This is a genomic window from Streptomyces sp. NPDC056503, assembly GCF_042794995.1.
Lineage (GTDB): Bacteria > Actinomycetota > Actinomycetes > Streptomycetales > Streptomycetaceae > Streptomyces.
This window is the reverse complement of record NZ_JBHTST010000048.1, coordinates 1-24274: the sequence shown is the minus strand read 5'-3', so window position 1 is coordinate 24274 and position 24274 is coordinate 1. Positions and strand designations below refer to the sequence as shown.

Sequence of the window (24274 nt, the reverse complement as noted above, 5' to 3'; positions counted from 1 at the left end):
CGGCAGAGGGGAACTACCGTGGAGCGCCCACGCCTTGGGGTGGTTCACGCCGCTCTTTCCGCTCGTGGACCGACGGGCATCGCCTAGCCTGCTCCGCATGTCCGACGACAGCACGCACCCGAGGCGTGACGACCGGCCCGAGGAATCCCGGCGAGTGCGCCTCAGCCGGACGTTCGACGAGGACGCGGAGTCGTACGACCAGGCCCGGCCCGGCTATCCGGCGGAGCTGTACGACGACCTCGCGGAGTTCGCCGGCGCCTGCCCGGGCAGCCGGGTGCTGGAGATCGGCTGTGGGACCGGCCAGGCCACGCGGCCGTTGGCCGAGCGAGGCTGTCGGATCACGGCCGTCGAGGCGGGACCGAGCATGGCCGCGGTCGCCCGCCGCAATCTGGAAGGGGTCGCGGGGGTGGAGATCGTCACGGCGGACTTCGAGAGCTGGCCCCTGCCGGCGGACTCGTTCGACGTGGTCCTCGCCGCGACCTCTTTCCACTGGATCGACCCTGCGGTGCGGGTGGCGAAGGCCGCCGAGGCGCTGCGTCCGGGCGGGGCGCTCGCCGTGGTGCGAACCCAGCATGTGAGGGGCGGTACCGAGGAGTTCTTCATCGAGGTCCAGCGCTGTTACGAGCGGTTCGACCCGGAGACGCCGCCCGGGCTGCGGCCTCCGGATGCCGCCGACGTCGACGGCTCGGACCACGCCCGGGAAGTCGTGCGGAGCGGCGCGTTCGGCCCCACGGTGTTCCGTCGGTACGAGCAGGACCTCACGTACACCACGTCGGAGTACCTGAAACTGCTTCGGACGTACTCCGGCCACCGAGCTCTTCCGGCAGCCGCCAGGAACGGTCTGCTGGGATGCGTCGCGGGCCTGATCGACGGGCGGTTCGGCGGTCGGGTGACCAAGCGCTGTCTCGTCGAGTCGGCGGTGGCACGTCGGCGGTGACTCCGGCCGGCACGCCGTCACGCCCTTCGTCGGTCACGGAGTCCGAGGGAGCGAAGCTCCCCCGGTCAGGGCTTCAGGCCCCCGCGCGTGCGGGGAGCGGGGAGCCGGTCGGTCGCCTGGTCCGCGGCCGGTCGCTGCGGTGTCCTGGGGTCGTGTGGGTGCCTGGGGCGACGCGTACCCGGCCGAGGTCAGCGTGGGGTGAGTCCGTGGATGAGGGCGGTGATGGCGCGGTCGGTGGAGGCGGCCATGTCCACGCGGTCCGGGGACAGCAGCCACTGCACCTGTAGGCCGTCCATGACGGCGATGATCGCGTTGGCGGTGTCCTCCACCGAGGTGTCTCCCTCGATCTCGCCGAGTTCGCATGCCTCCCGGAGGGCCTCGGCGACCATGGCGCGCAGGCCCTCGTAGCGGGTACGGAAGTAGTCCTGGGCGGGATGTCCGTCGGTGACGCTCTCGGCGGACAGCACCGCGTACAGCCGCACGATCCCTTCGCGTCGGGCGTTGCGGGACGTGGTGTCGACCAGGTGTCGCAGGAACGCCAGGCCCCGGGGGCGTTCGGTGCCGAGCTGTTCCATGTCGTCGGCGTCGCGCTTGTCCAGGACGCTGGTCAGCAGGTTCGCCTTGGAGCGGAAGTAGTGCAGCACTCCTGCCTGCGTCAGTCCGGCGAGGTCGGCGATCTCCTGGAGCGAGGCGTTGTTGTAGCCGCGGGCGGCGAACGTGTCCATCGCGATGCGCAGGATGTCCTGCTGCCGCTGCTTGGCCTCCGGGCTGCGGGGCGTACGCGGCTGCGTCTTGCGGTTCGTTCCGCTTACCGACTGGTTACTCACCCGCCCAGCATAGGTCCCTCCGCGCTTTCGGTGATCGACTTCCCGGCACCGGGTGTCCACTGTGACCCGCACCACTTACTAAGTACTTAGCAAGTGTGCTTTCATGTGGCCGTCATCACGACGACACGCCGCTGTCACGGCTCGAAAGGATCTCCATGCCCGTCCCGTCGCCCCCTGCCTCCGACCTCCCGGACCAGCTGGAACAAGTGGATGAGAGCCGCCGGGTCGAGCTGGTCGAGAGCCTGGACCTGGCCGAGAAGGTGCGGCTGCTGACCGGGGCGACCCTGTGGGCGCTGCCCGCGGAACCGCGGCTCGGCCTGCACGCGGTGGTCACCTCCGACGGGCCGCAGGGCGTGCGGGGCACCGGCGAGGTGCCCGGCGAGACCGGTCTGCTGGCGCCCGCCCCGAGCGCGACGGCCGCCACCTGGGACACCGCGCTCGCCGAGCGGCTGGGCCGGCTGTTCGCCGCCGAAGCCCGCCGCAAGAACGTGGACGTGGTCCTCGCGCCGCTGGTCAACCTGCAGCGCACCCCGGTCGCCGGGCGGCACTTCGAGTGCCTCTCCGAGGACCCGCTGCTCTCCGGCGCGCTCGGCGCCGCCCTGGTGCGGGGCCTGCAGCAGGAGGGCGTCGCGGCGTGCCTGAAGCACTTCGTCGCCAACGACTCCGAGACCGACCGTACCCGCTACCGGGCCCGGATCGACGCCCGCACCCTGCGCGAGGTCCATCTCGCGCCGTTCGAGCGGATCATGGCCGAAGCCGGACCGTGGAGCGTCATGGGCGCCTACTCCGGCCTCGACGACGGCACCGAGTCCGCGCCCGTCCTGGAGCACCGGCGGATCCTGCGGGGCGTCCTGAAGGACGAGTGGGGCTTCGACGGCGCCGTGATCAGCGACTGGGCCGCCACGCAGACGGCCGCGCCCGCGGCCAACGCCGGTCTCGACCTCGTGATGCCGGGCCCCGACGGCCCGTGGGGCGCCGCCCTCGTCGACGCGGTGGAGCGGGGCGAGGTGGACGAGGCCGTCATCGACGACAAGGTCCTGCGCCTGATGCGCCTCGCCTCCCGCGTCGGCAAGCTCACCGCCCCCTGGACCCCCGGCGAGCAGCCCCCGCCGCTCCCCGCCGCCCCGCGGCCCGCACCGGCCGGCGAGAGCGACTTCGCCACCCTGCGCGAGGTCCTCACCCGCGGCACCGTCCTGCTGCGCAACGAACGGGACCTCCTCCCGCTCGACACCGGCCGGCTCGGCAGCATCGCGCTGATCGGCCCGAACGCCGTCGAGCCCTACCTCCAGGGCGGCGGCAGCGCCTACGTCCCCGCCGTCCGCACCATCGGCTACGTCGAAGGCATCCGCACCGCGCTCCCCGACGACGTCACGCTGACCGTGCGCCGAGGCGGCTCCTCCCGGCGCCACGCCCCCTTCGTCGACCCCGCCCGCCTCACCGGCCTGCACGCCGCCTACCTGGCCGCCGACGGCACCGCGGTGGGCGAGGAGGTCCGCCCCACGGGGAACTGGGGCTTCTTCCGCGTACCCGACGGCGCGCGCGACGTCGTCCTCACCGGTCGCATCACGCTGGCCGAAGAGGGCGCCCACACCCTGGAGTTCGGCTGCGCCGGGCGTTTCACCGTCGCCCTGGACCACGACGTCGTGCACTCCGGCACGGACGACCGGGGCGTCGAGCTCATCCTCGAGTCCGGCCACAACCACCCCGCCACCCACCGTCACACCGTGCGGGTCGGCGCCACACCGGTCGAACTGAGCCTGCGGATCGACCTGCGCGTCGTCGACGGCGAGGGCTACGGCCGCTTCGTCACCGCGCACGTCCGCCACCAGCCGCCCGGTCCGACCGTCGAGGACGAGATCGCCGAAGCCGCCGAGGCGGCCCGCGCGGCCGACGTCGCGGTCGTGGTCATCGGCACCAACGAGGAGATCGAGTCCGAGGGCTGGGACCGCCCCGACCTGGAGCTCACCACCCAGCAGCACCGGCTGGTGCGCGCCGTGGCCGCCGCCAACCCCCGGACCGTCGTGGTGGTCAACGCCGGCGCCCCGGTCCTGCTGCCGTGGGCCGACCAGGTCCCCGCCCTGCTGTGGCAGTGGCTGCCCGGACAGGAGGCGGGGCACGCGCTCGCCGACGTCCTGTTCGGCCGCGCCGAACCCGCCGGTCGCCTGCCCTGGACGCTGCCCGCCCGCGCCACGGACGTCCCCGTCCCCGACGCCGTGCCGGTCGGCGGTGTCGTCGACTACCGCGAAGGGCTCCACATCGGCCACCGCGCCTACGACCGCGCCGGCACCGGGCCCGCCTTCCCCTTCGGCCACGGCCTGGGCTGGACCACCTGGTCCTACACCGCCGCCGAAGCCCCTGAACCGTCCGTCCCCGCCCCACCGTCCCGCCCCGCCGGCGGGGACGGACTGCCCGTCACGGTGACCCTCACCAACACCGGTCCCCGCCGAGGACGGGAGGTCGTCCAGGCGTACCTCGAAGCCCCTGCCGCACCGGGCGATCCCGTCCGGGTCCTGGCCGGGTTCGCCGTGGCCGAGGCCGAGGCCGGTGAGACCACGACGGTCACCCTGACCGTGCCGTGGCGGGCCTTCCACACCTGGGACGACACCCACCAGCGGTGGCGCCCGCGCACCGGGTCCGGCCGCCTGCGGATCGGCCGGTCCAGCCGCGACCTGCGGCTCGACCTCGACCTCGACCTCAACCTCGACCTCGATCCAGCCCTCGCCCTCGGCATCCACACCGGTGACAGCGGGACCGGACCGACGCCGGCTCCCGCCCGCTGACCCGCGGTCTCGGCCAGCCCTCGGCCACCTCCCGGCCACCCACGCGCTTCCCTGTCACGGCAGGCCGCCTTCTCCCCCGGCGGGCCGACCTCCATGCCCGCCCGGCGCCCCTCCCGGCCCACCCTCCCCTGCCGACCCGCCCCCACCCTGCCGGCCCGGCAGCCCCGTACGCCGCAAAGCTCCGTAAAGCCCCGCAAAGCCCCGCACCCAGGAGTGATGAGCATGTCCCGTACCGCCCGCGTCGTCAGAGTCACCTCCGCCGGCCTCGCCGCCCTGCTGCTCGCCACGGCTTGCGGCCGGTCCGCCGACAGCGGCCCGGACAAGCAGGCCGCCTCCCTCGGCGAGGGTCCGGCCGAGGGCAAGGTCACCATGTGGTCCATGGGCGACCCGGACCCGACCCTGGAGTCCCTGGCGAAGGAGTTCGAGAAGCGGAACCCCGACGCCGACATCCAGATCACGCCCATCCCCTGGGACGCCGCGCACGACAAGCTGACCACCGCGATAGCGGGCGGCAACGGACCCGACGTCTCCCTGATCGGCTCCACCTGGATGGCCGAGATGGCCGCCATGAACGGCTTCGAGGCCACCCCGAAGGAGATCTCCCCCGGCGCCTTCTTCCCCGGCCAGTGGGAGACCACGGAGTACAAGGACACCGCCTACGGAGTCCCCTTCATCGCCGACACCTCGGTGATCTACTACCGCACCGACCTCGCGGAGAAGGCCGGCATCACCCGTCCCGCCACCGACTGGGACGGCTTCTACGAGAACCTCGAAGCCCTCCAGCGGACCGCCGGCAAGCAGAACCCGAAGCTGCGCCACGCCTCGGGCATGCAGACCGGCTTCAACGCCTGGCTGTTCTGGCTGCCCCTGGTCTGGCAGTCCGGCGGGGACATCTACGACCCGAAGACGAAGACGTTCACCTTCGACAGCCCCGAGGTCACCCAGGCCCTGGAGTACTACGGCAAGATCTTCCGGAACAAGATGGCGCCGACGGACAAGACCGACGGGCAGCAGGGCTTCCGCGACGGTCTGATCGCCACCCTCCAGCAGGGCGCCAGCGTCGGCGGCAACCTCCACAAGGACAGCCCCGAACTCGACGGCGCCTGGCAGACCATGCCGCTCCCGGTCGGCCGCGACGCCGCGGGCCTGGCCGGCGGCAGCGACCTCGCCGTGTTCAAGAGCAGCGACAACAAGGACGCCGCCTGGAAGTTCGTCCGCTTCCTCACCGAGGCCACGAACCTCGCCACCTACGGAGCCGGCACCGGACAGCTGCCCGCCGCGATCGGTGCCTGGAGCGACGAACGCATGACGAGCAACGCCAAACTCGCCGCCTTCCGCAAGCAGCTCGACGTCACCAAGGCCCCGCCGGCGCTCACCACCTGGCAGCAGATCGCCTCGGCCATCGACTCCGAACTGGAGAAGCTCGCGCTCGGCAAGGCCGGCGTCCAGGACGTGCAGAAGGCCCTCCAGTCCAAGGCGACCTCCATCGGCACCGGACGCTGACCTGCGGCCCGGCCCGCCCCCGTACGGACGGAACGAACCTCCATGTCCCTCACCCCGACCCCCGCCGCCACCGGGCGGCGCGGGCCCAGGACCTCCTCCCCCGCGGCCCGGCGCCAGAGCCGCGCCGCGTGGACCCTGGCCCTGCCGTTCCTCGCCCTGTTCGCCGTGTTCATGCTGCTGCCGGTCGCCTGGTCGCTGCTGATGAGCGTCACCGACACCAAGAGCGCGGACCTTCGGACCCCGTTCGCCGTCGGCTTCGTCGGCCTGGACAACTACGTCGAGCTGTTCCAGGACCCCGTCTTCTTCACCGCCCTGCGCAACACCGGTGTCTTCGTCCTGTTCGGGCTGCCCCTGACCCTCGCGGCGGGCCTGGCCGCCGCCGTCGTCCTCGACCGGGGCATCCGCGCCTTCCGGGCCGTCTTCCGCGTCGGTCTCTACCTGCCCGTCGTCACCAGCGTCGTCGCCATCGCCGTCGTGTGGAAGACCCTCCTCGAACCCCGCGCCGGCCTGGTCAACACCGTGCTCGGTCGGGTCGGGATCGACGGCCCGGCCTGGCTGGCCGACACCCGCTTCGCGCTCCCCGTCATGATCGTCATGGCGGTGTGGCGCAATCTCGGCACCGTCATGATCATCATGCTGGCGGGGCTCCAAGGAGTGCCGCAGTCGCTCATGGAAGCGGCCGAGCTCGACGGCGCGGGCCCGTGGCAGCGGTTCCGGCGGATCACCTTGCCGCTGCTGCGCCCGGCCCTCCTGCTCACCTCGGTCACCACCGGCATCGGCTACCTGCAGTTCTTCGACGAGCCGTTCGTGATGACGAACGGCGGCCCGCTGGACTCCACGCTGTCCGCCACGATGTTCTCCTACCGCCAGTTCGGCTACGGCAACTACGACTACTCCTCGGCGGCCAGCTACGTCGTCTTCGTGCTCATCGCAGCCCTCACCGTGCTGCAGTTCCGCGTGATGCGGGAGAAGGACTGACCCATGGCCACCTCCGCCACCTCCGCCACCAGCGCCCTCGCCGACTCCCGCCCCGCCCGCCGGCGCCGGACACGGCAGCGCTGGGGCAACCCCTGGCTCTACCTGCCCATGACGGGCGCCCTGATCGTCATGCTGGCGCCCTTCCTGTGGATGCTGTCCGGCTCCTTCAAGCCCGAAGCCGACATCCGCAGGGTGCCGCCGGTCCTCATCCCCACCGACCCGACCACCGCGAACTACGCCGAACTGTTCGACAGCCTCGACTTCGTCGGCATGTTCGCCAACTCCCTCGCCGTCGCCCTCGCCGTCACCGCGGGCAATCTGCTGTTCTGCTCGATGCTCGGCTACGCCCTGGCGAAACTGGAGTTCCGCGGCCGCAAGGCGGTCTTCGCCCTGGTCCTGGCCACCCTGATGGTCCCCGGCCTCGTCACCTTCGTGCCGCTGTACGTGCTGACGACCGGCCTCGGGCTGACGGACTCGCTCCTCGGGCTGATCCTGCCGTTCCTCGCCGCGCCCTTCGGCGTCTTCCTGATGCGCCAGTTCATCGGTTCGCTGCCCGACGAGCTCATCGACGCCGCCCGCATGGACGGCTGCGGAGAGATCGCGATCTTCCGGCGGATCATCCTGCCGATGACCACGCCCGCTCTCGCCACCCTGGGCATCATCAGCTTCCTCGGATCCTGGAACAACTTCCTGTGGCCCCTGGTCGTCGCCCAGAACGAGGACCAGTACACGCTGCCCGTCGGTCTCGCCCTCGTCAGCAGCGGCCAGGACTTCACCCGTTACGGCGTCCTCCTCGCCGGCGCCGCCGTCGTCCTCCTCCCCGTCCTGGTCGTCTTCCTCCTCTTCCAGCGCCACTTCATCGCCGGCATCGCCACCACCGGCCTGAAGTAGCCGCGCGCCACCGGCCGGTCCCACCCCTCGCACCCGCCGAGCGTCACGCCGCGCCACAGCCCGCACCCGGCAGGCAAGCGCCGGACGAGCCCCACCGGGCCACCACACCACCGCCGCCGCACCACCACCGCGGCAGAGCGGGCGCACCACCCTTCGATCTCCGGTCGGCCGGGGCGGGCACCGAAGTGCCCCGCCCCGGGCGACCGGGTGCACCACCCCTGCGAGACCCGGCCATCCCCGTCAGGGCCCCGATCGGACATCGGGGCAGGCCGGCGCGTCACACCTCGTACCAGGTCACCCCCACCGAAGGAGAGCCGCACCGTGTCCATCCGAACGATCCCCAGAGCGCGCGCCGCAGGCGCAGCCCTGATCCTCGCCGTCTCCGGCCTCGCCGCCGCGGGTACCGGCACCGCCCAGGCCGCCGACGCCACCGCCCAGGTCTGGGTCACCACCGCGGACGGGTCCAGGAAACTGGCAGTCGAGACCGTCCCCTTCGGCAGCTCCGCGCAGCCCGTCGACATCCGCGTCGACGCGAGCAGCAAGAGCCAGAAGTTCACCGGTGCCGGCGCCTCGATCACCGAAGCCTCCGCGCACCTCATCCAGAGCCTGCCCGCCGACAAGCGCGCCGACCTGATGAAGTCGCTGTTCTCCCCCACCGACGGCATCGGGCTGAACTACCTGCGCCAGCCGCTCGGCTCGACCGACTTCAACTCCGGCGGCTTCTACACCTACGAGGACACCAAGGGCGCCTTCTCCCTCGCCCGCGACCAGCAGCAGATCATCCCGGTCATCAGGCAGGCGACCGCCTACAACCCCTCGATCCGCTTCATGGGCTCGCCCTGGTCGCCCCCGGCGTGGATGAAGACCGGCAACTCGCTCAACGGCGGCAGCCTCAAGACCGACCACTACCAGGCGTACGCCGACTACCTGGTCAAGGCGATCAAGGCGTACGGGCAGCAGGGCATCACCCTCAGCGACCTCACCGTCCAGAACGAGCCCGAGTTCGCCACCACCTACCCGTCGATGTCGATGACGTCGTCCGAGCAGGCCGCGTTCCTGAAGGTCCTCGACCGGACCCTGACCGCCGACGGGCTGCCCACCAACGTCCTGGCGTACGACCACAACTGGGACCACCCGAACTACCCCGTCGAGGTCTTCGACGCCACCCAGGGCATCCCGCGCGTCATCGGCGCGGCGTTCCACTGCTACGGCGGGGCCCCCTCCGCGCAGCAGCAGGTCGTCAACGCCGGCAAGCGGGTCTTCTTCACCGAGTGCTCCGGCACCGACACCGCCAACACCTTCGCCGACACCCTGCAGTGGCACTCCGAGAACCTCGTCGTGCAGAACATGCGCAACGGCGGCGAGACGGTCGTCAACTGGAACCTCGCCCTCGACCGGAACGGCGGCCCGCACCAGGGCCACTGCACCAACCGGTGCAACGGCGTCGTCGAGATCGCCGACGGCAACGTCACCCGTGGCGCCGAGTACTACGTGCTGGGCCACGTCACCAAGTTCGTCAAGCCCGGCGCCACCCGCGTCGGCTCCACCAGCCAGGGCGCCGGCGGCGTGCAGAACGTCACCTTCCAGAACCCCGACGGCTCCTTCGCGACCTTCGTCGTCAACACCGCCGCCGGCTCCCAGCGCTTCTCGCTGACCGAAGGCGGCAAGAGCCTCGCGTACACCCTCCCCGCCGGCGCCATCGCGACCATCACCTGGACCGGCGGCACGACCGGCCCGGACCCGGCCGGCCCCATCGACCCCGCCGCCTGGTACCGCGTCGTCAACGCCGGCAGCAACGCCTGCCTGGACGCCGCCGACTGGGGCACCGGTGACGGCACCGCCCTGCAGCAGTGGGCCTGCGGCACCGGCGGCAATCAGAAGTGGCAGCTCCGGCCCACCAGCGACGGCTACTACCAGGTCGTGAACCAGTTCAACAACCGTGTCTGGGACGTCGACGGCGGCCCCGGCGCCACGGCCAACGGCACCAAGGTCCACCTGTGGACCTCCTTCGCCGCCACCAACCAGCAGTGGCGCCCCGAGCCCACCGGCACCAACGGCCAGTACCGCTTCGTCGCCCGCCACAGCGGCAAGTGCCTCACCGTCGACAACGGCTCCACCGCCAACGGCGCCCGCCTGGCCCAGCAGCCCTGCGCCGCCTCCCATGCCCAGAGGTTCTCCCTGACCGGCTGACCCGACCTCCACGAAGCCACACAGCGGGGCCCGGCACACCACCGGGCCCCGCCCCCGGTCGGCCCCGGGGTCCGCTCGGATACGGGCCGCGCGGCAGCCGGTCAGGAATCGAGAAGCCCTGGGCACGGCACGGCCCCTAGCGTGATGGTCATGGCAACCACCGCTTCCACCACCGGCAACACGTCCCTCGCTTCCGTCACCCTCGAGGTGGCCGACCCCGAGGCCTCCCACCGCTTCTACAGCGCCTTCGGCGTGGACACGTACCTGAGCCTGCGGGCGTCCGAGGCGGGCTCCACCGGATTCCGCGGCTTCACTCTGGCGCTCACGGTGTCCGGTCCGGCCACCGTCGACGGCTTCGTCGGCGCCGCCGTGGCCGCCGGCGCCACGGTCCTGAAGCCCGCCAAGAAGTCGCTGTGGGGCTACGGCGGCATCATCCAGGCGCCGGACGGGACCATCTGGAAGATCGCGACCTCGGCGAAGAAGGACACCGGCCCCGACACCCGCGAGATCGACGAGGTCGTCCTGCTGCTCGGCGTCGAGGACGTGAAGGCCACCAAGCAGTTCTACGCCGACCGGGGCCTGACCGTGGCCAAGAGCTTCGGCGGCAAGTACGTCGAGTTCGCCCCGGGCGAGTCCAGCCCCGTCAAGCTGGCGCTGTACAAGCGCCGCGGCCTGGCCAAGGACCTCGGCGTCCCCGACGACGGGACGGGCTCGCACCGCATCGTCCTCGGCGGCACCGCCGACGCCTTCACCGACCTGGACGGGTTCGTCTGGGAGGCTGCCGCGTAGCTCGCCCGCCCGCCCTGTGCCGTCCCGGCTCCCGGCCCCGCGGACACCGAGGCCCCGAGGTCCCAAGGCCCCGAGGTCGTGGCCGCCGGGCCTCAGGGCCTCCGGGACCGTGTTCCGGGATGTGGGTCCCCGACGCGCCGCGGGCGGACTCCGCCGGGTGGCCCGGGGCCATCTGGGCCACTCTCGTCGCGGTGCGACCCGCCACGTGGTGGGCTGAGGTCGAGGGGAGTGCCCCACAAGCCGATCTCCGGGGCGGCCGGAACATGACGATGATCATCACTGTGGTGGCGATGGCCGCGGCCCTCGCGGCCGGTCTGTTCGCCAATCAGGTCCGCCGTCGCCGGCGCGCGGGCGACGCCGACGGCGACGGCGAGGAGGCGTCCGTCAGCGATCTGATCAGCCCGCTGGAGACCCTCGCCGTCCTCCTGGTGGCCTTCGTCATCGTCGTGGCGGCCGAGTCGTACGGCGCCGCGTCCACCGCCGTGGAGGCCGAGGCCGGTCGGGTGGACCAGCTCTACGAGGTGGCCGACTACGCCCCGGAGCCACAGCGCGAACGGCTCCAGGCCGCCGCGGTCTGCTACGCCCGTGCCATCCAGGCCGTGGAGTGGCCCCTCATGGCCGAGGGCGGCGCGAAGTCCCCGTACGCGTCCGTGTGGTCCACCGGCTTCCGCACGCACTTCAAGGAACTGGCCCACCAGGACGACGCCACCTTCGGGCTCCTGGTCGAGGCCGACGACGAACGCTCCAAGGCCCGGCAGGCGCGGATCTCCGAGGCGACCCCGGCGATCCCGCCGTTCGTCTACTGGTTCATGGTCGTCGCGCTCGCCGCCACCGTCGGGGCCTTCGCCTTCGGTCTGCCCCGCGAGCGCGGGCCCTCGCACCTCATCCTCCTGTGCGTCCTCGCCGTGCTGTTCACCGGGTCGCTGCTCCTGATCGAGGACATCGACACGCCCTTCTCGGGTCAGATCAGGATCACCAACGAGTCCATGCGCGAGACCGCGGAGGACATCTCCGAGGACTTCGCCGTCGACCACCCCACCAGCACACTGCCGTGCGACGCGGACGGGCAGCGCCGACCGGCCTGAGGCCTCCCCCGCGTCGCTCCCTCACAAGCCCGGTCGGGCCTGACGGTCCCGTGCGGCCCGTCGGGTGAGCAGGGCGGTGCGGTGGGCCTCGCCGGTGGCGAGGTCGAGGACGGTCCACGCCATGGCCAGGCCGCCTTCGAGGACGGCCAGGTCGGCTGCCGGTGTGGTGCCGTACCGGGTGAACTCGGGGTTGTGCATGACGGCGTCGCCGCAGTCGTAGCCGATCATGGGGTGGATGGTGGGGACGAGGTGCGAGACGTTGCCCATGTCCGTCGATCCGCCGCGCAGGGCCGGGTCGACGTCCCGCACGGCGCGTCCGAGGTCCCGGGCCGCGGACAGATAGCTTCGCGCGATGTCGAGGTCCTGGCGCAGGTCGGCGTAGTCGTTCCCGACCGCTTCCAGGGCCAGTTCGGCGCCGGTGGCCAGGGCGCCGGCCTCGAAGCAGGCGCGGACGCGGACCTGGAGCTCGCGCAGCTCCTCCATGGTTCCGGCGCGGCAGTCGTAGTCCGCGGTGGCCCGGGCCGGGATCACGTTCGCGGCGTCACCGCCGTGCGTGACGACGCCGGAGACGACGGCGCCGGGAAGCATCTGCTGGCGGTGGGCGGCGATGGCCACCTGCGCGATCATCATCGCGTCGGCCGCGTTGATCCCGCGGTCGGGCATCGCCGCGGCGTGGGCGGCGCGCCCCGTGTAGCCGACCTTCCAGCTGCCGATGGCCTGCGAGGTCATGCCCACGGCGTCCTGCGGGGCGGCGTGGACCATCATCGCGGCCGCCACGTCGTCGAAGGCGCCGGCCCGCAGCATGTCGACCTTGCCGCCGCCCGATTCCTCGGCCGGGGTGCCCAGCAGCTTCACGGTGATGCCGAGGTCGTCGGCGTACGGGGCCAGGGCGAGGGCGGCCGCCACCGAGGCGGCCCCGTTGACGTTGTGGCCGCAGGCGTGGCCGATGCCGGGCAGCGCGTCGTACTCGGCGCAGATGCCGACGACCAGGTCCCCGCTGCCGGCGGTGGCCCGGAACGCGGTCGGCAGTCCGTACGCGCCGCGCTCGGTGTCGAAGCCGGCGGCTTCGACGAGGTCGGCGATGCGCCGGGCCGACCGGTGCTCCTCGTACGCGAGCTCGGGGTCGGCGTGCAGGGCGTGGCTGAGGTCCCGTACGTCGTCGCGGCGGGCTTCGAGGACGGCGCGGGTGCGCTCTCGCAGGCTGGTCGCGGCGGTCATGCGCGCTCCTTCTCGGGCTGGGTGGTGCGGTAGAGCAGGGCGATCGCGGCGCCGGCGACGGACACGGCCGCGCAGAGGGTCCACGAGGTGGTGTAGGCGCCGAGTGCGGGCAGGGCCCGACCGGGGGCGGTGTGGCCGGCGAAGACGGTGAGGACTGCGGCGGCGCCGAGGGAGCCGCCGACGTTGATCAGGAGTTCGTTGATGCCGGAGCCGACGGCGGTGCGGTCGCGCGGCACGGACTCGACGGCGAGGGTGCGGGTGGAGTGCTGCATGAAGCCGGTGCCGAGCCCGGCCACGGCCGTGCCGACGAGGAAGGCGACCAGATGCGTGTGGCCGACGGCGGAGAGCACGTATCCCCCGGCCATCAGCAGGGACCCGCACACGAGGGTGAGCCGGTCGGACAGGGCCCTGGCCACGGCCGGCGCGATCAGCGCGCCCGCGGCGAGGGCCAGGAGGTTGGGGAGCATGGCCAGGGCGATGGCGAAGGGGTCGAGGCCGGGGCCGTAGCCGTCACGCGCGGTGCTGCTGCCGAGGAAGACCGGGTTGGCGACCTGCAGGCCCAGCATGCAGAAGGTGAAGGTCAGCGTGACGAGGGAGACCACCGCGACGTTGCGGCGACGGAACATCCGGACGTCGATCATCGGCTCGACGGTCCTCAGCTCCACCCGGACCCACAGCGCCGTCACCGCCGCGCCGCCGATCAGACAGCCCAGCGTGCGCGGGGAGCTCCACTCCCAGCCGGGGGTGCCGCCGAGACCCAGCCCGAGCATCACGGCGAGCAGACCGACGCAGAGCAGGGCCCCGCCCGCCCAGTCGACCCGTCCGCCCGGCCGGTGGTCCGACTCCGGCAGCAGGCGCCAGCTGAGGACGAACGCGAGGGAGGTGGCCACCGCGGGCACCCAGAGGGCGGCCGTCGGGCTGTCCACCGAGCGGGCCACGAGCCCGCTGGTCACGAGCCCGAGGGCCAGGCCGCCCACCAGGGCGGCGACCATCACGCTGATCCCCTTGCGGCTCTCGGCGTCTCCCGACCGGTTGCGCAGGATGCCCACGAGCAGCGGGAAGAAGCCGGCGAAGGCGCCCTGGAGGATCTGCCCGACGAGCAGCGTCGGGAAGTCGCGTGAGGCTCCGACCAGGAGGGAACCGAGGAGGACGATCGCGAGGTTCCAGCGCAGCACCCGGCGATGGCCGTGCAGGTCTCCCATCCGGGAGAGGACGGGGGTGAAGGCGACGCTCGCGAGGAGGTTGGCGATGCTGATCCAGTTCAGGTCCGCGGCGGACACCCGCAGGGTGTCGGTGAGGCTGCGCAGGATCGGGGAGAGGAAGCCCTGCGTGATGCCGCTGGAGAGCTCGACGAGGATCACGGCGGTGATCACCGCGACCGCGGGTGTGGGACGCACCGGGACTCTTGGGGCGGCGGAAGGCGCGACGGTTTCCGTCATACGTATCACCTGTTCGGTGGCTGGCCCTCGCGGGCGGGCAGGGGGTGACGTGGCAGGGGTGGTGTGGCAGGGGTGACGTGATGGGGGTGACGTGGCAGAGGCCGTGGGGAGGATGCCGGCGCGCGGCCGGCGGGTCGTGCGGCCGGGCCGTACGCCTCGCGGTCCGCACACAATGTCGCCAACCTGGCCGGACCACGACAAGAGTCGGCGGTGGAGTCGGGGGAAGGAGACAATCGAGGCCCCCAAGACGGCGGATACTGGCGGGACACGGCGGAGTCCGACGGCAATCGGACAGCTCGTGGGAGGCCGATCGCGCCGTCCCGTACGGTCCGCCGGAGAACCGGCTCGCAGGAAGGAGCGGCCCGTGACCGTCCCCTACACGGGTCCGCTCGCCCTGGACGCCGTGGACCACACGGTGCTCCGCGCGCTGCACCGCAATCCGCGGGCCGCCTTCGCCGAGATCGGCGTGGCCGCGGGGGTGCACGAACGGACCGTGGCCCGTCGGCTCGAACGGCTGACCGCCACCGGACGGGTCCGCTTCACCGCCGCGCTGATCCCCGAGTACCTCGGCGAGGGCGTGATCGCCGAGCTCGCCGTACGGTGCGCGCCCGGCCGCGTGCACGAGACCGCGCTGGCACTGGCCCGCCGCGCGGACACCCGGTCGGTCGAGGTCGCCACGGGAGACCTGGAGGTCTACGCCGAGATCACGGCCCCCGACCACGACGCCCTGCTCACGCTGATCGACTCCGCGATCGGCCGGCTCGACGGCGTCGTCGACGTGCGCTCCCAGGTGGTGCTGCGGCTCCTGCTGACGGCCAGCGACTGGGCACCGTACGACGAGCGGCCGACGGAGGTGCGCCGCCGGGTCATGGACGGCCTGCCCCTGCCCGAACCGCCCGGCGTGGACGATCTGGACCGGCGCCTCGTCGCGCTGCTGGGTACGGACGCCCGCATGTCCACCACCCGCCTCGCGCAGGCCCTGCGGGTGGGCGAGACGACGGCCCGCCGGCGGCTCGCCCGGCTGATGGCCTCGCACGTGCTGCATCTGCGGCTGCACGCCGACCCGTCCGTCCTCGGCTATCCGGTGGAGGCGCGGTTCCGGCTCGCCATCGCCCCGAGCCGGCTGGAGGCCGCGCTCCGTCTCCTCGCCCGCGAGCCGGCCGTCCGGCATCTGGTCCTCACCACCGGCACCAGCAACGTCCTGGGGTACTCCAGCCATCGGGACACCCGTGACCTGCACGCCTTCACGACCCGGGTCTTCGCCCTGCTGGACGGGGCGACCGCGACGGAGACGGCCGTCCTCATGCGGACGTACAAGCGGGCGGGCATCGCCGAGAGGCCTCCGGGACCGCCGCCGAGACCGTAGGACCTCATCGCCGGGTCAGGTCACGACGCTCCCCGGACGGCCGCGGCGGCGCGCTGCTCCCCGCGCGGCGTCGTGCCCCGGCTGTCGCGGGATCGAGCCCGGTGCGACGCGTACGAGAGTCGCCGTCGCCTGGCGCAAGAACGACCAGAACTCCCTAATCACGAACCTGCCGGCCGTCCTCGGCCAAGAGGGGCCGGACAGTCCCCGACGAGTTCGCGCACGGTAGGACCGTCTCGTAGGGAACGTGTCGTAGGGACCGCCTCTCAGATCCGTCCGTGCCCCGGCCCGTGCCTGACGTGGGCCGGGTGGGCCGCACCGACCTCGACGCGGTTCTCGTCCATGCCGTTGACGATCCGCAGGCAGCCGCCGGTGAAGACGAACTCCACCGCCACCGTGCCGGCCGCCAGGTCACGTTCCGCGGGACACCACTCCAAGAGCCTCACCTCGGCCAGTTCCCGGCCGACGAACGATTCGAGGCGCTCGTCTTCGCGAGACCACCGCGGTGTGAACCCGGCTTCCTCCCACCCGGTGATGGCCGCCGTGGTGTCGATCGTGTCCCAGCCGATCGAGAGTTCGTCGAACTTCCAGTGGCAGACCTCCACCTGAGCACCTTCGAAATCCAGCACCACCGGGCAATCGGCGAACCAGTCCCCGTCCTCGGCGAACCGCACCAGCGCGAACCACGTCAGCCGCCTGTCGGCCAACGCCGCCAGGCGCGATCCGTGCGCCCGGCGAATCGCGTCGATCCCGACCCGGAACGTCGGCGCGAAACCGGAGATCCCCATATCCACGAGACCCGATTCTCCCCTCCGTCCGGCTCGGCGGCCGACACGGGCCGGCCGAGAGGAGCCACGGCACCCCCTCTACCGGAGCGGGTGCGGTACGACCACGATCTGTACGTCGTCCTCGTACACGACCCGGCCAGGGTCCTCGGAACGAAGGACCCGGAAGTCGACGCCGTGCGCGGTCAGGATCTCCGGATAGCCGGGGACACGGGCGAGGAGGTGAGTGGCCGACGGCTTGAACCATGCCGCCGCACCGGGGTTGGTCTCGTCGTCGTAGACGCTGGGGTCGACGGTCGAGGGGTCGGTGTAGGCGGCGTCGTACCAGATGTTGTTGCTGCGGCGGAACGACTCCTGCTCGTCGGAGAGCCTCCCCTCCCGCGCCAGGTTGTTGACGAGCCCGAAGACGCCGGTGAAGTGGCCTCGACCGTTTTGATGAGGCGACTGAAAACGTACGTATCGGATGGCCTCGCCGCCACCGTCGTCCCTCTCCATCGAAGCATCCTTCCATCCACCATCCGCCATTCGCCATCTGCCATCCGGCGTCCGGCGTCCGGCGTCCGGCGTCCGGCGGCGCGGCGAGTGACGTGAGGGCCGTCGTCCCGTCGGCGAGGACAAGGCCGAGGCCCCGGGGGTTCGCCCGGGGCCTCGGTCGGTGTCGGTGCCGGGTGGGTCAGGCGAGCTGCCGGACCGAGCCCCAGGTGGTTCCGCCGACGGTGACGGGGAGCTGGCTGTTGATGGTGCCGTCGCCCTTGCCGCTGTAGTAGTGGAGGGTGCCGTCGTTCCACACGGTCTTCAGGTCGGCGTTGCCGTCCTTGTTGAAGTCACCGGCGGTGAGGTGCTTGATGGTGGACCAGGTGGTGCCACCGATCATGGTGGTTCCGGCGTTGAGCTGGCCGTCGCCCTTGCCGGTGTACAGGTGGAGGGAGCCGTCGCCCCAGATCGCCATGAGGTCGGCGGCGCCGTCCTTGTTGAAGTCACCGGCGGCGATGTGCTTGACGGTGAGCCAGGTGGCGGCGCCCTGCGAGACGGTGACGCCATTGTTGAGCTGGCCGTCGCCCTTGCCGGTGTAGACGTGGAGGGTGCCGTCGCCCCAGATGGTGATGAGGTCGTCGACGCCGTCCTTGTTGAAGTCGCCGGCGGCGATGTTCTTGATCGGCAGCCACGTGTCGCCGCCGAGGGCGACGGTGCGCTGGGTGTCGACGGTGCCGTTGCCCTTGCCCGGGTAGTAGTGCAGCGTGCCGTCGCCCCAGATGGACATCAGGTCGGCGATGCCGTCGCCGGTGAAGTCGCCCTTGGTGAGGTGCTTGATCGTGGACCAGGTGGTGCCGCCGATCAGCGGGATCTGGTTGCCGAGCTGCCCGTTGCCGAGGCCGGGGTACGCGTGCAGGGTGCTGTCGTCCCAGACCGCGGTCAGGTCGGAGATCTTGTCGCCGGTCATGTCGCCCTGCGCGCGGAACGCGGTCGACGTGATCCAGGAGCGCACGTCGTCGGTCCGGGTGGCGACGGCTCCGGTCCGGGTCTCGAGGGAGTCGGTGCCGAGGCAGCCGCCCTGCCAGGACTTGGCGGCGACGGCGACGAGCTCGCGTACGGTGCCGTTCACGCGCACGACCGGGCCGCCGGCGTCACCCTTGCACAGCCCGGCTTCCGCCGAAGCGGTGAGGTCGACCGAGTCCGTGCCCACCGTGGCGGCGGTGAAGGCGGCCGTGTGCAGGCGGTCGGGGACCCACATGGTCTTCGTCCGGCCGTAGCCGGCCGCGCGCAGTTCCTGACCGTCGACGGCGGGCGTGGTGGCCAGGGCCACGGGCTGGACGTTGTTGACCCGAGCGGAGAGCCTGACCATGACCAGGTCGCGGTCGGGGTGTGCCACGAGCGCGGTCGCGGTGCGTACGGCGCCGGCCGTGGTCTGGGTGAGGTCGGGGCGGCCGACCGTGACCTTCGTGGTGGCCTGGGGCTTGCCGGGCACGGCGCCGGTGGCGTCGGCGAAGCAGCTCTTGGAGGACAGGACCCACTGCGGGGCGACGAGCGCTCCGCTGCAGGCGCGGTCGGAGGCGCCGACGAGGATGTGGGCGCTGTACGGGTGGGAGGCGGCGTCAGAGTCGATGCTCTGCACGGCCTGGGACGGCGAGCTCACGAGGCTGGCGGCCAGCGCGGCGATGGCCGCGCCGCCGATCCAGGTCGCGCGGGTGCGCGCGTGGGACATGACGAACTCCTGCGGATGGTTCGGATCCGTCAGGTGGCGAGGTGGCGTCCGGAGCGCGGCCGAGACGCGCTCCGGGCCTCGCTGCACCGGCGACGGGAAGAAGTGGTTGCCCTGGAATGGGCGGGCGGGCGGCCCGGGCTGGACTTGACGCCGGTGACACCGCGGCGGCGGACGCTCCGGGCCTCCGTCGGTGGGGGGCCGGGCCGGGGGCCTGGGGCAGGCGTCGGGGCAGGGGCCGGGGCCGGTAAGCCTTCCGGCCGAGCCGGGTGGCGTCAGCCGGTGATGCGGAGCTCGACGAGTGTGGTCGGCGCGTCACCGAGTCCCTCGCCGACGCCCACCATCTTGTCCTTGCCGACGTTGACCGTCTGGGCCTTCCCTTCGGCGGTCAGATCCGCGCTGATGGAACGGTCGGTCGTCTGCAGGGCGAACACTTCCGGGACTTCCAGCGTCAGGAAGCCCGTGGCCGCCGTCGCCCGGAAGCAGAACTTGTCTTCCTTGTCGCTGGTGCGGCTCCAGATCGTGATCTGGTCGGCGGTCTCGCCGCACGTGGCCACCAGGATGTGTCCGTCGCCCCGGAGCAGCTTGAGCTTGGTGTCCTGAAGGATCCGGGCTGCGTCGGGGTAGTTGAAATCTTCAACCATGCCCGGCATCTCGGTGGCCGTCTCGGCCGTCATGACGCTCGCGGTGGCGGCCTGCGGAGCCGCCTGGGCGCCGGTGGCCATGGTCGCGGCCGCGAGGCATGCGGCCACAGCGCCGGCGGCTCCGAGAACGACCGCCTTACGGATCGGCGATATCGCCATCTTGTACTCCCCTCCCTGAAACACGAAACAAGCGGTCCCCCTCCGCTTGGCGGAAGTAAAGCACAAGGTTGACCTGGACACGCAGGAGCCTCCCGTCCGTTCGCGGTGCCGGAAGCCGGACCGCCAGGCGACCCCGGACCCGGCGCGGCCACTTCGCCCCGACCATGAAAAGTACAGGTCATGCCTGGTCAGGGGCATGACAGTGCTGCACGAGGGGCCTGAGTGGAGGACACCGGCGGCCACTTATGCTGTGCCTCCATCAGTCGCCGCCGGCCTCGGGAGCCGGCATCCATGGGGAGGGATCGTCCGTTGAGACGAGGTTCCGCTTTGCGGTTCAGAACAGCGTCACGTCGTCACGTGAACATGCTGGAGAGGGGGAAGAACGGGGGGATCCTGCGCCATTCGGGCTTCTTGCCCTCCATGCGCCTCATATGCCTGAGCCTCCTGCTCACGCTGCTCGTCGGCGGCATCGGTCCCGCCCCGGTGGTGCAGCAGGCCGCCGCGGTCGACGGAACGTCGTCCGGGGAGCCGGCTGACATTCCGGCGACGGACCGGGGGCGGGTCGTCGAGCTGTGGAGGGCCGGCGGGCCGGGCGTGAAGGCCGCCGCCGAAGTCGCGCTGATGGGCGCAGACGCCGATGTGCGGCGGTTCCTCGACCACGAGAACGCCGTCAAGCAGGCCAGCGACAGCCGGGTGGCGGGCTTTCAGATCCACTCCGCCGGCGGCCGCGCGGTGCGCGCGGCAGCGGAACTGGCCCTGAACGGCACTTCCGAGGAGCTCGACGCCTTCCTGAAGGACGGCTGGAAGGCCCCGCTCGAAGAGGACCAGCGTGTCCGGGCCACCCAGATCATGTCCGCCGGCGGCCGGGGTGTGAAGGAAGCCGGCGCCACGGCGATGAGCGGCACCATCGAGGACATCCGGACCTTCATCGCCGAAGGGCAGTACGCCGCCCAGGACGAGGACGACCGGGTCCAGACCGTCCAGATCATGAGCGCCGGCGGCCCCGCCGTACGCGACGCCGCCACCACCGCCCTCAAGGGCGATATCCAGGACATCCGCGAGTTCCTGGAGGTCGGTCAGCACATCGCCCGGGCGCGCGACCAGGAGCTGGCCACCGTCTCCGAACTCGCCGCCCTCGCCGAGGAAGCGGGCCGCCAGGCGAAGAAGGAGACCGAGGCCGCCAAGGAGGCCTCCAAGCGCGCGATCGACGCGACCGCCCTCGCCAAGAAGGAGGCCGAGAAGGCCGCCGCCGAGACCGCGGACGCCCAGCAGAAGGGCATCGACGCGTCCGACGCGGCCGGCCGCGCCGCCGACTACGCCAGCGGCGCCGCCAAGGCCGCCCAGGAAGCCATCAGCTCCTCGCGCGCCGCGAACACCTCGGCGCGCATCGCCGCCAACGCCGCCTCCCAGGCCGCCTCCGCGGCCGCGGGAGCCGCCCAGGCAGCCGCACATGCCCGCAACGCGGCCGCCGCCGCAGCCACCGACGCCTCCAAGGCCTCCGCCGCCCGAACGGCAGCCGACACCGCCCGCAAGGCCGCCGAAGGCGCCAAGAAGGCCGCACAGGCAGCCCAGTTCGCGGGCACGGCCGCCACCGAGGCCGGAAACGCCGCCAATGCCGCCGCGAGCGCCGGCGCCAACGCCAACGCCGCAGCGGCCGCCGCGGAGCAGGCCAGCGGCTACTCCAACGTCTCCAGCGCCCAGGCCCAGCGCGCGAAGGCAGCCGCCGCAGACGCCCGCCGCCACGCCGCCGCCGCCAGCGCCGCGGCCGGCCGCGCCACCAGCCTCGCCGGCAAGGCGGCCAAGGCCGCCTTCGAAGCCCGCGACGCGGCCAACGCCGCCGCGACCCACGCCGAGAACGCGGCCGCCGCCGCCGAAGCGGCCGCGGACCACGCCGGAGAGGCGGCCACCGCCGCCGCGGAGTCGACCAAGCACGCAGCGGCGGCCAAGACCGCCGCCGACTCGGCGACCGCCGCGGTCGCCAAGGCCCGCACCACCTTCGACCTCGCCCGCGAAGTCGAGGCCGCGGAACTCGCCGACCGCACCACCACCGCGATCGAGGAGGCCAAGGCCGCCAAGATCACCGTGGACGAGCGCAAGGCGGGAGCCCAGAAGGACGCCGACCAGGCCCGCCAGAACGAGACCGAGGCACAGCAGCTCGTCACCGAGGTCGCCCAGCCCGGCGCCGACCTCGCGGCCCTGGCCCCCAAGGCGCGCAAGGTCGCCCTGCACATCGCCAAGACCCGCGGCCCCTGGGCCGCCACAGCGGCCCAGGTGGCCCTCGCCGGCTCCGACAGCGACGTCGTCGAGTACGTCCGCACCGGCCGGGGTCTCGCCGACCAGTACGACAACACCGACCGCGCCGCACGCCTCGCCTGGGACTCCGAGTACGAGGCGGTACGCACGGCCGCCCAGACCGCACTCGCCGGCGACGCCGCCACCATCCGCGCCTTCCTCGAAACGGGACAGCACCAGGCGGCCGCCACCGACTACCGCGTCCGGGTCGTCCAGCTCATGGAAGGCGCGGGCCCGGACGTCAAGAAGTACGCCCAGGCCGCCCTGGAGGCCCAGACGCCCCAGGCACTGCGGGACTTCGTCTCCACCGGCTACTACGACGCCCGCACCAGCGACGAACGAGTCCGCGCCGTCCAGCTGATGGAAACCGGCACCGCCGAGGTCAGGTCGGCCGCCCAGGCCGCCCTGGCCGGGCCCCCGGAGCTGCTGCACACCTTCATCGAGGTCGGGCAGTACCGCGCCCTGCGCAAGGACCAGCTCGGTGCCACGCACATCGCGCGCGTCCAGAAGGTGATCGCGGGAGCGGCGAGCACCGCCGCGACCGCCCAGGAGCAGGCGGCGCTGGCCGCCAAGGTCGCCGCCGAAGCCCGCAAGGCCGCCGCCGAAGCCGAAGAGTACGCCCAGCAGGCCAAGGCGTCGGCGGAGCAGGCCGGCAAGTACGCCACCGACGCCCGCGACGCCGCGAACGCCGCGGCCGCTTCCGCCACCCAGGCCGCCCAGTCCGCCCAGACGGCTCGGAACGCGGAGGCCAGCGCGCACAACGCGGCCGTCCGCGCGACCAACTCCGCCTCCCAGGCACAGTCCTCCGCCCACTCCGCGCAGAACTCCGCGAGCAGCGCCTGGGCTTCCGCGGGCGCCGCGCGCGCCTCGGCCGAACAGGCCGGCAAGGACTCCGCCGCGGCCCAGCAGGCCGCGAAGGACGCCCTCATCGTCGCTGTCGAGAAGCAGCAGGCCGAGGAACTCGCCAAGCTCAAGGACGAGGAAGCCCGAGACTTCAACGAGGACGTCAAGGCGTTCAACGAGTTCTTGAACCAGTCCGAGGACATCGACTGGGGGAAGGTCTTCTCCGAAGGCGGACACTTCGCGCTCGACGTCCTCGGCCTGATCCCCGGACTCGGCGAAGCCGCCGACGGGGCGAACTGCGCCTGGTACGGCGGTGAAGCGGCAACCGGCGCCAAGGACGCCCTCGGCGACGCCGCCCTCTCCTGCGCCGCCGCGATCCCGGCCGCCGGGTACGCGGCGAGCGGCGTCAAGTTCGGCAAGTGGGGCGACAAGGCCAGCGGATTCTTCAAGTCGATGTTCGGGAAGGGCGGCAAGGCACTCAAGCAGTGCAACAGCTTCACCCCGGAGACGCCCGTCCTCCTGGCCGACGGTTCCAGCAAGCCCATCAAGGACCTCGCCGTCGGAGACCGCGTTCTCGCCTCCGACCCCCTGACCCGGGAGTCCGGACCGCGCCCCATCGACCAGGTCTTCTCCAGCACCGCGCTGAAGGACCTCGTCACCATCACCGTCGACGAGGACGGCCCCGGCGGGAAGGCGGCCGGCACGTTCACCGCGACCGCTGCCCACCCCCTCTGGACCGCGAACCGGAACAGCTGGGCGCTCGCCGAGAGCATCGTCGCCGGGGACACCGTCCGCACGCCGGACGGCAGGACCGCCAAGGTCGTGGAGACGCGAGGAACCACGCGGGTCCAGCAGGTCTACAACATCTCCGTCCGCGATCTGCACACCTACTACGTACTCGCTGGAGACACCCCCCTCCTGGTGCACAACGCCACGTGCCCCATCGGATTCCAGGACCTGGGCGGCGACTACTTCGTGTCGCCGGGCGGCCTCACCTACGGCCCCTCGAAGCGGCCCAACAAGCCGCACAAGATCGAGCACGTCCTCGAGCACACCCGGCCCGACCCTGACAGGCTGCAGCACACCGTCTTCCTGGAAAAGGATCCCAAGAAGGTCTTCGACCTGATCGACGAGGCGTGGTCCAGGCCTGCCCTTCCCTCCGATGACAGGGGCGCCAAGGTGTTCGAAATGGACGGGGTGGTCGGCACGGCCGGTGAGAAGTTCATCAAGGTGGCCTTCGATCCGGATACAGGACTGATCAACAGTGCCTATCCCGTCGCCCACGGCTGACGACCCGAAAGAGTCGCCGGCTCCCTGATCCGAAAACAAGAGTGTGGGGTCCCCGCCGTAC

Annotated in this window: 17 protein-coding genes; 10 read left to right on the top strand and 7 right to left on the bottom strand. The window is 72.1% G+C overall.

The features are described from left to right. Positions 1-97 precede the first annotated feature (97 nt). The gene (locus tag ACFQ8C_RS16890) at positions 98-937 is read left to right on the top strand and encodes a class I SAM-dependent methyltransferase (RefSeq protein ID WP_383457637.1); all 840 of its coding nucleotides are present in this window, start codon (positions 98-100) and stop codon (positions 935-937) included. Positions 938-1125: 188 nt separating this feature from the next. On the opposite strand, the gene ACFQ8C_RS16885 is transcribed toward ACFQ8C_RS16890, so the two are convergent. Beyond that, a complete protein-coding gene (locus ACFQ8C_RS16885; RefSeq protein WP_383457634.1) occupies positions 1126-1764 on the bottom strand; it encodes a TetR/AcrR family transcriptional regulator in 639 nt (212 codons plus the stop codon). Positions 1765-1970: 206 nt separating this feature from the next. Here ACFQ8C_RS16885 and ACFQ8C_RS16880 point away from each other — a divergent pair, with 206 nt between their 5' ends. From ACFQ8C_RS16880 to ACFQ8C_RS16850, 7 genes are all read left to right on the top strand, one after another. Continuing rightward, positions 1971-4544 (top strand): beta-glucosidase, encoded by a 2574-nt coding sequence (locus ACFQ8C_RS16880; protein WP_383457632.1) that lies wholly within the window; start codon positions 1971-1973, stop codon positions 4542-4544. 222 nt (positions 4545-4766) lie between these two features. Beyond that, complete coding sequence (locus ACFQ8C_RS16875; protein WP_383457629.1) at positions 4767-6047, top strand: extracellular solute-binding protein; 1281 nt, start codon at positions 4767-4769, stop codon at positions 6045-6047. Positions 6048-6089: 42 nt separating this feature from the next. Beyond that, positions 6090-7025, top strand: coding sequence for a carbohydrate ABC transporter permease (locus ACFQ8C_RS16870; protein ID WP_383457626.1), 936 nt, complete (start codon positions 6090-6092; stop codon positions 7023-7025). A 3-nt stretch (positions 7026-7028) separates the two neighbouring features. Then, positions 7029-7916 carry a carbohydrate ABC transporter permease gene (locus ACFQ8C_RS16865; RefSeq protein WP_383457624.1) on the top strand — a complete coding sequence of 296 codons (888 nt, stop codon included), beginning with the start codon at positions 7029-7031 and terminating at the stop codon, positions 7914-7916. A 321-nt stretch (positions 7917-8237) separates the two neighbouring features. Beyond that, entirely contained in the window at positions 8238-10106 is a 1869-nt protein-coding gene (locus tag ACFQ8C_RS16860) for an RICIN domain-containing protein (RefSeq protein WP_383457622.1), read from the top strand. A gap of 144 nt (positions 10107-10250) precedes the next feature. Further along, positions 10251-10895 (top strand): glyoxalase, encoded by a 645-nt coding sequence (locus ACFQ8C_RS16855; RefSeq protein ID WP_383457708.1) that lies wholly within the window; start codon positions 10251-10253, stop codon positions 10893-10895. A gap of 269 nt (positions 10896-11164) precedes the next feature. Continuing rightward, the gene (locus tag ACFQ8C_RS16850) at positions 11165-11980 is read left to right on the top strand and encodes a hypothetical protein (protein ID WP_383457619.1); all 816 of its coding nucleotides are present in this window, start codon (positions 11165-11167) and stop codon (positions 11978-11980) included. A gap of 21 nt (positions 11981-12001) precedes the next feature. Here ACFQ8C_RS16850 and ACFQ8C_RS16845 read toward each other — a convergent pair whose 3' ends face one another. After that, complete coding sequence (locus tag ACFQ8C_RS16845) at positions 12002-13198, bottom strand: amidohydrolase (RefSeq protein ID WP_383457618.1); 1197 nt, start codon at positions 13196-13198, stop codon at positions 12002-12004. Continuing rightward, on the bottom strand, positions 13195-14595 hold the full coding sequence (locus ACFQ8C_RS16840) for an MFS transporter (RefSeq protein ID WP_383457616.1): 1401 nt from the start codon (positions 14593-14595) through the stop codon (positions 13195-13197). Before ACFQ8C_RS16840 ends, ACFQ8C_RS16845 begins: the two co-directional genes overlap by 4 nt. Positions 14596-15001: 406 nt before the next feature. Between ACFQ8C_RS16840 and ACFQ8C_RS16835 the strand changes: the two genes are divergently transcribed. After that, entirely contained in the window at positions 15002-16003 is a 1002-nt protein-coding gene (locus tag ACFQ8C_RS16835) for an Lrp/AsnC family transcriptional regulator (protein ID WP_383457613.1), read from the top strand. Positions 16004-16266: 263 nt separating this feature from the next. On the opposite strand, the gene ACFQ8C_RS16830 is transcribed toward ACFQ8C_RS16835, so the two are convergent. From ACFQ8C_RS16830 to ACFQ8C_RS16815, 4 genes are all read right to left on the bottom strand, one after another. Beyond that, positions 16267-16788, bottom strand: a complete 522-nt coding sequence (locus tag ACFQ8C_RS16830) for a hypothetical protein (RefSeq protein ID WP_383457706.1) — start codon at positions 16786-16788, stop codon at positions 16267-16269. Between the two features lie 78 nt (positions 16789-16866). Next, complete coding sequence (locus ACFQ8C_RS16825; RefSeq protein ID WP_383457611.1) at positions 16867-17280, bottom strand: hypothetical protein; 414 nt, start codon at positions 17278-17280, stop codon at positions 16867-16869. A 178-nt stretch (positions 17281-17458) separates the two neighbouring features. Further along, positions 17459-18988 (bottom strand): FG-GAP-like repeat-containing protein, encoded by a 1530-nt coding sequence (locus ACFQ8C_RS16820; RefSeq protein WP_383457608.1) that lies wholly within the window; start codon positions 18986-18988, stop codon positions 17459-17461. Between the two features lie 272 nt (positions 18989-19260). Then, entirely contained in the window at positions 19261-19788 is a 528-nt protein-coding gene (locus ACFQ8C_RS16815; RefSeq protein ID WP_383457605.1) for a hypothetical protein, read from the bottom strand. 420 nt (positions 19789-20208) lie between these two features. Between ACFQ8C_RS16815 and ACFQ8C_RS16810 the strand changes: the two genes are divergently transcribed. Then, positions 20209-24213: a polymorphic toxin-type HINT domain-containing protein gene (locus ACFQ8C_RS16810; protein WP_383457603.1), complete on the top strand. Its 4005-nt coding sequence runs from the start codon at positions 20209-20211 to the stop codon at positions 24211-24213. Positions 24214-24274 lie beyond the last annotated feature (61 nt).